This is a genomic window from Corallococcus sp. CA047B (assembly GCF_003612065.1).
Classification (GTDB): Bacteria; Myxococcota; Myxococcia; order Myxococcales; family Myxococcaceae; genus Corallococcus; species Corallococcus praedator.
The window spans coordinates 1-9,284 of sequence record NZ_RAWD01000353.1 but is presented as its reverse complement, the minus strand read 5'-3'; the positions used below and the strand labels follow the sequence as shown (position 1 = coordinate 9,284).

Sequence of the window (9,284 nt, the reverse complement as noted above, 5' to 3'; positions counted from 1 at the left end):
TGCGTCGGACCGTGGCTCCACTCGCGCACGTCTTGGCCTGGAGTCGCTGGCGACGCCACCACCAAGCCGTCGCCATGCAGTGCCACTACCGGGCACGCCGAGCGCGGTTCAAACTGCAGCTGTAGGAGTAAGGCCGAGGTAATGGCCGTGCATTCAAAAGCCTGGAGTCGTGGCAATTGACCAATGCGACCACAAACCACTTCAACCCAAGCGAGCGAGAAGACGCCAGCACGCACCTGCTTGGCGTGCCATCGATAGGCTGCCCTGACGAATCCGAATCTCCAGGGCATCGGTTTCGCTCATGGTGGATTCGTAGGCGGCAGGGCTCGCTCATCTGAAAAGATTGAATTCGGCAATGTCCAAGCCAATTGTTGCCCCGTTGCCGCCGTGGTTTCGTGCGTTTTTATATGGCTCTGCGAAGTATTTGAGCAGTCCTGCCTGTTCCTGGCTCCACTCCTGTTCTTTCTTGTGCTTGATTCTATTGACTTCTGATTCGAATTTTCTGTTTGTGATTATGATGTCTGGTGAATTGTAGGCAGCGGCTGTTGCCTGACAGAGGTACATGAATCGCTCGGCTTCGGTGTCGCCGGAGATCTGGCCCTTTCCGTAGTACATTCCTTGTATTGATTTTAATGTAGTTGTTTTTGGCGTGGGTGGCGGGTTGAGTTGGTGTTCGCGTTGCCATGGTTTCAAGATGTTGGATCTCATCAGATTGAGAAGTCTGTTGATTTCTCTTGCGGCTGCTTCTATTGCGACCTGCATTATCCGAAGCCGCTGGCTGATGTGAAATGCGATTATTGATTTTTCGGAGATGGAAAACAGCCCCCAGGATTTGATTGTTCTTTTCTTTAATGAGTCTAGCTGTTTTTTGATTGTATCGACGTGGCCGAATTTCATCGCCGTGTCGTAGGTTTGCATTTGCGCCGGCCCGAAGGAGCCGTCAGAGAGATTGAATCGTTCCTGGGCTTGGTCCTTGACGTTGATGTCAGCAAGTTCATTTAGTATTATTGCTGCTATGAGTTTTTTTGGGATTTTGTTTTTAATCGAGCTTTCCGAGAGTTGATTGTCGTAGTGGGAGATTTTTGTTTTGTACCAGTCTATTCTATCTTTGTCGCTCATGCTGAAGAGTGCATCTGTGGTCATTGGTTCTACGCTTACTTTGGGCGAGATGAATCCTATTCTTCCTGCCTTCTCGTCTTCCAGTGTGAATTTGCAAAATGGATCGGTATTTCGCATATTTGCGGTGTTCCTCGGCTGCATTGCTTGGTGTTTGTGGCTTTTGACGGTGGTCGCGCGCTGGTGAGGTTGGGCTTACCACCGATCGCTAGACCCGCCCCCTCCGAGTCCTCCCCCTGTGTAACCCGTGAACTCGCTCTCCCAGAGCGGCTGACTTTTCAGCGCCGGGTGCATCTCCAGCAGGTGACTCACCCACTTCTTCGCGTACAGCGCCTGCGGAGTCTTGAACTCGGCCTGCCGCCGGTAGACGCCTCGCCAGATCATCTGGCTGTCCCAAAGGGACTCACCGTCATCCTTGCCGTAGCTCTTGGGATGCCCGACGTTCAGGCGGAAGCCCTTGGCCTGGACGTAGTTCGCCAGGAGGATGCTCCAGATGGAGACGATCGCCTTCCGGATGTCGATGAAGAGGTTTCCCCCCGAATCCATCAACTCATACATGAGCATCGAGTACCGCTCGACCGCCGCGGACTCCAGATAGAAGACCGGCGTAGTTCCTCCGTAGGCAGTGAACTGGCCACCCTGCACCGTGCCCACCTGGAGGCTGCTTCCGGCCCTCCAACCCGGCATGCCCGGCTCCAGGACACCGAACACCCAGGAGCGACGCCCGGCAAGGAAGTGATAGCTGTTGAGCCGGGCGAAGATGGCGCCCCATGGGACCACCATCATCGACGTCATGTAGTCCGAACGCTCCGCGAAGTTGCGCTTGACCGTCTGCGCGGCGAAGCCCTTGTTCGCGTCCTTCCAGAGGACATGCACCCAATCGCTGTGCACATCCGGCAGGTTGATGCCCAGCTTCTCCGACTTGAAGTCGAGCAGGAACCGGAGCGTCTTGTTGTGCTCGAACTGCTTGGTGGACCAGGCCACCGCCGCCCGGTTCTCCGTCAGGCCCTGCTGCGTGCCATTGAAGAACCGGGGGAAGTCCTTGATGAACTCCCCGACCAGCGCGGGGAGTTTCTGTTTCGGGTCACCCTGGAGGCCGGGGATGCTGAAGTGAATCCGGAACTGATTCACATGGAACGTGCCACAACCCTTGGCGATCTTGAGCTCCGTGAAGTCCATTCCCCACCTCCTGGGTGATATGTCCGTGGTCAGCGACTCGGTGTGTCAGTCCTCCACCCGCATTCGCCGAGCCTGACGCCCCAGGCCCAACCCCAGCAGGAGCAACAGGGCCAGCGCCGCGCCCCCGTCCCCACTGGTTCCACAGGCGCATCCACCGCCCGTGCCTCCCAGGGTCCTGGCCTGGCCCTTCAGCACCAACTGGGCTTCCGTGGTCGTCTCCCCGCGCAGGCGCAGCTTCAGCGTTCCTTCCGCAGGGCCTCCCACCTGGCCCTGGAAGGTGACGTTCACCGTCGCCTGGGCTCCCGGCGCCAGCTCCGCGTCCAGGGCGCTCGCGTCGATCTGGAACGCCGGATTGCTGTTCTCCACCACGCTCAACCTGGCCGGCGACGCCGACTGGTTCGTGAGCGTCACCGTGCGCGGCGTACTGGTCGCGCCGATGTCCACCCAACCCAGGTCCAGTTCCATGGGCTCGATGGTCAGGAAGCTGGCCACCGTCACCCCTGACAGGGCCACCAGTGCCGCGCGCTCCTGGTCCTTCGTTCCCAGGACCAGCGTCCCCTTCGATACACCGGCCTGCGCCGTGTCGTACTTCAGCTCCACGGTGAGCGAGTCACCCTGCGGCAGGACGCGTCCCTCCGCTCCCAACACGGGCGAGACCACCACGAAGTTCGTGGCCTGGGGTCCCTCCACCTTGGGTTGCACCAGCAGCAGCTCCTGGGTGCTGTCATTGGTGAGCACCACCTTCGTCGTCACCGTCTCCGACTGGCGCACCGTGCCGAAGTCCAGCGTACGGCTGAGCGCACGGAACACCGTGGAGATTCCGCGGCCCGACAACGCCACCTGCGCCACCGGAGACTCCAGGTCACTCGTCACCACCGTCAGCGCCGCCTTGGACGTGACGTCCGGACGCGGCACGAACTTGATGAACAGCTCCTTCGACTCTTGCGCCGCCAGCGTGAAAGGCAGCGCGGGCGCGGACTCCACGTTGAAGTGCGAAGGCTCCGAGTTCTCAGCCACTCCGAGAATCTCCAGGCCCTGCACCTTCAAGGGTTGGAGCGATTCGTTGGTGAGCCGCACCGACCGCACCGCCGCCGACGACGACTCAGTCACACGCGCTCCGAAATCCAGCGCGGGCGTGGACAGACTGAGCTGGTTCGTCCGTCCATGGCCACTCAACGTCACCAGCACCGTGCTTGCCTGGTTGTCGTCGGAGGTGATGCGCAGCACCGCATTGAATCGCCGCTGCGCGTCCGGGTGGAATTGGAGCGACAGATCCATGCTCCCCCCTGGCCCCAGCTTCACGGGCAAGGTGGGCTTCTGCAGGATGAAGGACTTCGCGTCCTCTCCGTCCAGCGAGACGTCCTTCACCGTCAGCGGGCCGACCTCCGCCGCAATCCCGCCGTCTGCCCCCGTGCCTCCTGCTGGGGACGCGTGTAACAGGCGCAGGCCGATGAAGTCCGATTTCGTGTTCACCCGCGTGCCGCCGAAATCCAACGTTCCGTCGAACGCAGCGCCGTCTCTGCGTGCCACGTTCAGGTGCGCCGAGGTGGCCGTGCCTTGCAGGGTGAGGGCCAGAGAGGTCTGCGTGGAAGTCCCTCCCGTGCTGAGCGTCGCCGTCAGCGAACGAGCTCCCCCCTTCGGAACCTGGGGCTGGAATCGCAGCGTGAGCGGGGCGCTGGCTCCCGCGGGCACCACCAGTGGCAGCCCCTGCGCGGAGAACTCGGACCGCCACTCACTGTCGGAAGCGAAGTCCACGGACACCTGAGCGGCCGCGATGCCCGTGTTGGTTACCAGCACCACTTGATCCGCGTATGCGCCGAAGTTCACCGGACCGAAGGCCACCGAGCTGGTCGGCAGGTACACGCTGCCCACACCCTCTACCGCCAGGGTGACCTCGTCGGGGGTCGTCGCCGAGTTGCTCTCGATTGAAAGCTTGCTGACGTTGCTTCCCAGCTTGGACGGCTTCGCCGTCACGAAGAACGAGTGCACCGTGCCCGAGAGCACCGTGACCCTTTGTTGGATCGATTTTGGACAGCCGTCTTCCTGGCTCCCATCCACCGGATGCAGGCAGAAGTCGCCCGGGACGGTCACGGCATAGATCTCCAGCGGCGCTCTTCCCTCGTTCTTCACGACGATGAGCTGGCGGGGGCCCTCGATGTTGATGGCCTGCGGAGCGAACCCAGGATTCTTGCCTCCCGGGAATACCACGAGGGGCACCGTGCCCCTCCCGGAGACTTTGAAGGACAGCTCGTTGGCTGCTTCAGAGTCGCTCAGGATCTTCAGGGTGGCTTCCTGGTCCCCCGCCACCTCCGGCTGGAAGGTGATATCGAGCTGGGCGGTTTCATCCTGGGCGAGGATGATGGGGAAATGTCCGCTGTGCAGCTGCGCGTAGAAGGGGGCTGCGTATTTCACGTTGCTCACGGTGAGCGGCGCGGAACCCGAGTTGCGCAGGGTGATGGACCGGGTGCTGCTTCCCAGTCGAGCCACCTCTCCAAAGAAAATCTGGTTTTCGCTCAACTCCAGCTTGGCGGAGGCCCCGACTCCATACAACGTCCGTGTCAACGACACGACCAGAGGGGAGTTCTTCAGTCTTATCTCCAGTGGACCCCTGAAGACACCAATGGCTGTCGGGTTGAAGCTGACGTTGATGTTGCGAGTGCCCTTCACCGGAATGGGCTCGACCAGATCCACCTTGATCTGGAAGGGGAGTCCCGCGGTGGTACTCACGCTCGACAATTCGACGGGAACATCGCCTGAATTGGTAATGGTGAGGATGCGCGGGTTGCTGGTGTTGGGCAACGTCGCGGGAAAGAGGATGTCCCCCTCTGGTGCGGACACCTGTGCGTCCGCGCCCGTCCCCTTCAACTCGAAACGCCGGGTCGCGGTGACGCCGGTGATAGCGCCCTCATAGTCGATCTCCAGTGAGTCCTTTGACTCCTTGTTCAACGTCACCGGTCTGTATGTGATTTTGAAGGACTCGGACTCCTCACCCGGCTTGATGACAGTCTGCGGGGGGGTGAGGGCTTGCACGGTGAATTCCGACCAGCTTGGCACGACCCGGGCCGCGACGATCCTGAGGCCCTCCGAGGCGTCGATGCTATTGCGTACGTTGAGTTCGCTGTTGATGTGGGTATACCCCACCTGCCGGGGGCCGAAATTGATGCCCTCCTTGTTGAAGATCGCGATGGGGCCCGCGGATTTGCCCTTGACCACGAGCGTCGGCGGCAGGGGCCGGTCACCGGTCGTGTAGAAGCGAAGTCGCGTCTCCAGGTCACCCACGGTGGTGGGGCCGAAACGGATCCGCAACGACATGGTTCCCGCCGGTGGCAGCGTCTGGGGCAGGAAGTCCACCACCTGGAAGTGGGCGTTGTTGTCCACGGTCACATTGGAGAGGAACAAGGCCTGGTTGCCGGTGTTCGTCAGGGTTGTGTCCTTGTAGTACTCGCCAGTGGGGGCTCCTGGAGGGAACGTCAAGGTGCTGCTCGACAGTGTCAGCTCGGGCGCGAGTGCCCGGCCTGTGATTGGCACCGACGCCACAGGAAGGGTTGCGTCGGTCTCGAACGCGAGCGTGCGGGAGAACGCCTCTCCCCATGAACTCGCGGCGAACGTCACGGTCAGGACTTCGCTGCTACGTGCCGCGACCACCAGTCCCGATGCGGGAATGCCCGCGAGCGTGTAGGGCGTCAGGGTTTCTGGAGGTACCAGGAGCACCCGGACGGGCCAACTCGTGGGATTCTTGAGGGTCACCTGCCGCGTGGGGAGCGTGTCGCTCACCGTCCAATCGCCGAAGGTCAGCGAAGTCGGGCTGACCTCCAGCGAGGTCTTTCTCGCGACGCCATGCAGCGGCACGGTGGTCACGCAGGAGGTGGCGGGGGAGGTGCTGAAGGAAAGCACGCCATCCACGGAGCCGCTTTCGTTGAGCTTGGGATCGAACTTGATGAAGAGCTCCCGCCCCGCGGAATTCGGTGCCAGCGTGAACTGCGTGGAGGGACTGACGGAGTAGGCATCGCCGTCCTGCGTCACGGTGGGCGTCAGCGTCAGCGCGACCGTGCCAGTATTGGTCACCACCACCCGCTTCTGCTCACTGGCCGAGTCTCCTGCCACCTGTTCGGCGAATTCGAACGACTGGGGCGCGAGGCTCAGGCAGGCCGTGCCAGGCGCCGACGTGCCGGACAGGGTCAAGGTAGGCGCTCCGGTGGCGTTGCTCGCGAAGGACAATGTGTCCGAGGGACTCCCGCTCTGGCGCGGCAGGAACGTCACCTGCAGACGCTGGGTCCCGCCGGGGGCGAGGCTGAAGGCGCTCGAAGGATCGATCTGGAAGGCGGAGTTCGCCCCCTGCGCCAGCGTCATCCCGGTCACATCGAGCCGGATGTCACCCTCGTTCGTGACGATGACCTCCTGGGGCGCGCTGGCGGTGTCCACCGCCGTCTGCGGGAAGGCCATCGCGGTGCGGCTCAGCGCGAGCTTCGCGGGAGTCGCCGCTGGCGTCGCGGTTCCGGACAAGGTGAGCTTCGGCGCGGCGGCGTCGTTGCTCGTGAAGACCAGGTCGTCCGTGGCGCTCCCGCTCACGGCCGGCTGGAAGGTCAGCTTCAGGCGTTGGGTCTCCCCGGGGGCGAGGCTGAAGTCGCTCGAAGGATCGACCCGGAAGGCGGAACCCGGTGCCTTGTCCATCGCCAGTCCAGTCACTTCCAGCAGGCTGTCGCCGCCGTTCGTGACCGTGACCTCCTGAGGCGCGCTGGCGGTGTTCACGACCGTCTGCGGGAAGGCCATCGTGGTGCGGCTCAGCAGGAGCTTCGCGGGAAGGATTGCTTCGCCCTTCAGCGAGGCGGCGGGCGGCGTGGGGCAGACGGAGCTGTTCCCCAGCGAAAGGACCCCCGTGAACGTGTTCCGGGCGGTGGGCTGGAACGTGACGGTGAGCTGCCTCGAGTCGCCCGCGGGGACGGTCAGGGCCTGGCTTGGCACGCTGAAGGGCTCGGGGACCGAGGGCGTCTGGGAGAACGTCTGGTTGCCCAGGTTGATCACCTTCACCTGCCGCGTCGGGCTCGGGTTCGCGTTCACCAACTGCCTGCCAAAATCCACGGACGGCTGTTCGAACACGAGCAGCGGGCCCTGGGCCTTGCCGGCGAGCGTCACCGTCAACGAGGGCGCATTCGGATCATCCGTATAGAGGGTCAGCTTCCCCTGGAAGTCGCCGGGCTGACCGGGAGCGAAAGCCACCTTCACCTTCACGTCGTTCGTGCTGCCCTGGCCCGCGGGCGACACGGGGCAGGGAGTCGCGCAGCGCGTGGTGCCGGCGGCGTCGTACAGGCCGACGAGGGAGAAGCCTCCGCTGACGCTCGTGCTGGTGACGTGTCGCTGCGTCGCGGAGATGTTGCGCAGCACGATCTCCTGTTCGGAGGTCGTGCACGCGTTGGGGGTACCGAAGTCGACGGCGTCACGGTTCAGCACGAGGCCGGCGGTGGGGGCCGCCGGAGCACCGGTTCCGGACAGGGTGACGGAGGGCGCGGCGGGGGAGCTGTTGCTTGTGAAGGACAGCGTGGCCGACGCACTCCCGGCCACCCGCGGGGTGAACGTCAGCTTCAAGACCTGGGTGTCGCCCGGGGCGAGGCTGAAGGGGGCCGAAGTATCGACGTAGTAGGGGGTGTTCGCTGGCTGCTGCAGCCCCAGTGCGGACACCGTGAGCAGGCTGCCACCGTCATTCTTGACCGTGATCTCCTGGGCGGCGCTGGGGGTGTTCACCGTCGTCTGCGGGAAAGCCATCACGGTGCGGCTCAATACGAGCTTCGCGGGGGAGGCTCCTGGCGTCGCGGTGCCGGTCAAGGGAAGGTTCGGCGCGGTGGAGTCGTTGCTCGCGAAGAGCAACTCGTCCGAGGCATTCCCGGGATCACTCGGATGGAACGTCAGCTTCAAGCGCTGGGTATCGCCGGGGGCGAGGCTGAAGGGGCCCGAAGGGTCGACCTGGAAGAGGGAGTCCTGCGCCAGCGTCAGTTGGGTCACCGTGAGCAGGCTGCCGCCGTCGTTGCGGACGGTGACCTCCTGGGGCGCGCTGACGGTGTTCACCGTCGTCTGCGGGAAGGCCATCACCGTGCGGCTCAGCACGAGCTTCGCGGGGGATACGGCCTCGCCGCTCAGCAATGCGACGGGTGGGGCGGGGCAGACGGAGCTGTTTGCCAGGTTGAGCACTCCCGCGAACGCTCCCTTCGCGATGGGGTTGAACGTCACGACGAGCGTCCCTGTGCCGAGTGCAGGGATGGTCAGTGGAGCGTTCGGCACGCTGAAGGGGGGCGTGGCTGAAGGCGTCTGGGAGAACTCCTCGTTGCCCAGGTTGACCACCGTAACGGAGCGCGTCGGCGCCGAACCCACTTCATGGGCACCGAACACCACGGACGTCTGTCCGAGCACGAGCAGGGGGCCCGTGCTCTCTCCGTCGAGCGTCACGGTGAGTGACGGCGTGTTCGGATCATCCGTGTAGAGCGTCAGCGCCCCGTGAAAGGTGCCGGGCTGGAGCCGACTGAAACCGACCCGCACTTCTATCGGGTCCTCGTTGCCCACGGGCATGGCCGGTACGGTGCAAGGGAGTGCGCAGGGAACGTTCGGCGTCTTGTACAGGCCGGCGAAGGTGAAGCCTCCGGTGATGCTCACGCGGTTGATCTTGCGATCCGTGGTCGCGGGGTTGCGCAGTTCGACCATGCCCTCGTCCGGCGTGCACGCATCCTTGCCGATGAAGCCGAGGGCGGTGTCCGACAGCTCAAGCGGAGGCTCCGGATCTGCAAGTTGCGCCCCCGTGCCAGGGCCCTGGACGCGCGCGTCCAGGGGCTCCACGGGGGCGGCAATGCGGGCCTTGAGGGTGCCTGGCTCCGGTGGTTTCTCCGGATCAGGACCGCAGGCGGTCAGGACGCACAGTGAGGCCGTCAGGATGAGCAGGAAGCGGTTCATGAGACGACCTCAGTTCTCGGCGCGGAGGGCCGTGGCCTTGGGGGCTTTGGAGG

3 protein-coding genes are annotated in these 9,284 nt (G+C 63.5%); all 3 read right to left on the bottom strand.

Translation table 11 applies throughout. The features are described from left to right. Positions 1–330 precede the first annotated feature (330 nt). The 3 genes from D7X74_RS42785 to D7X74_RS35305 all read right to left on the bottom strand — a co-directional run bounded on the left by D7X74_RS42785 (position 331) and on the right by D7X74_RS35305 (position 9,231). The gene (locus tag D7X74_RS42785; RefSeq protein WP_147446796.1) at positions 331–1,236 is read right to left on the bottom strand and encodes a hypothetical protein; all 906 of its coding nucleotides are present in this window, start codon (positions 1,234–1,236) and stop codon (positions 331–333) included. 75 nt (positions 1,237–1,311) lie between these two features. Continuing rightward, positions 1,312–2,295: a hypothetical protein gene (locus D7X74_RS35310; RefSeq protein ID WP_120537394.1), complete on the bottom strand. Its 984-nt coding sequence runs from the start codon at positions 2,293–2,295 to the stop codon at positions 1,312–1,314. 45 nt (positions 2,296–2,340) lie between these two features. Beyond that, on the bottom strand, positions 2,341–9,231 hold the full coding sequence (locus tag D7X74_RS35305) for a choice-of-anchor D domain-containing protein (RefSeq protein ID WP_120537393.1): 6,891 nt from the start codon (positions 9,229–9,231) through the stop codon (positions 2,341–2,343). Positions 9,232–9,284: the final 53 nt, after the last annotated feature.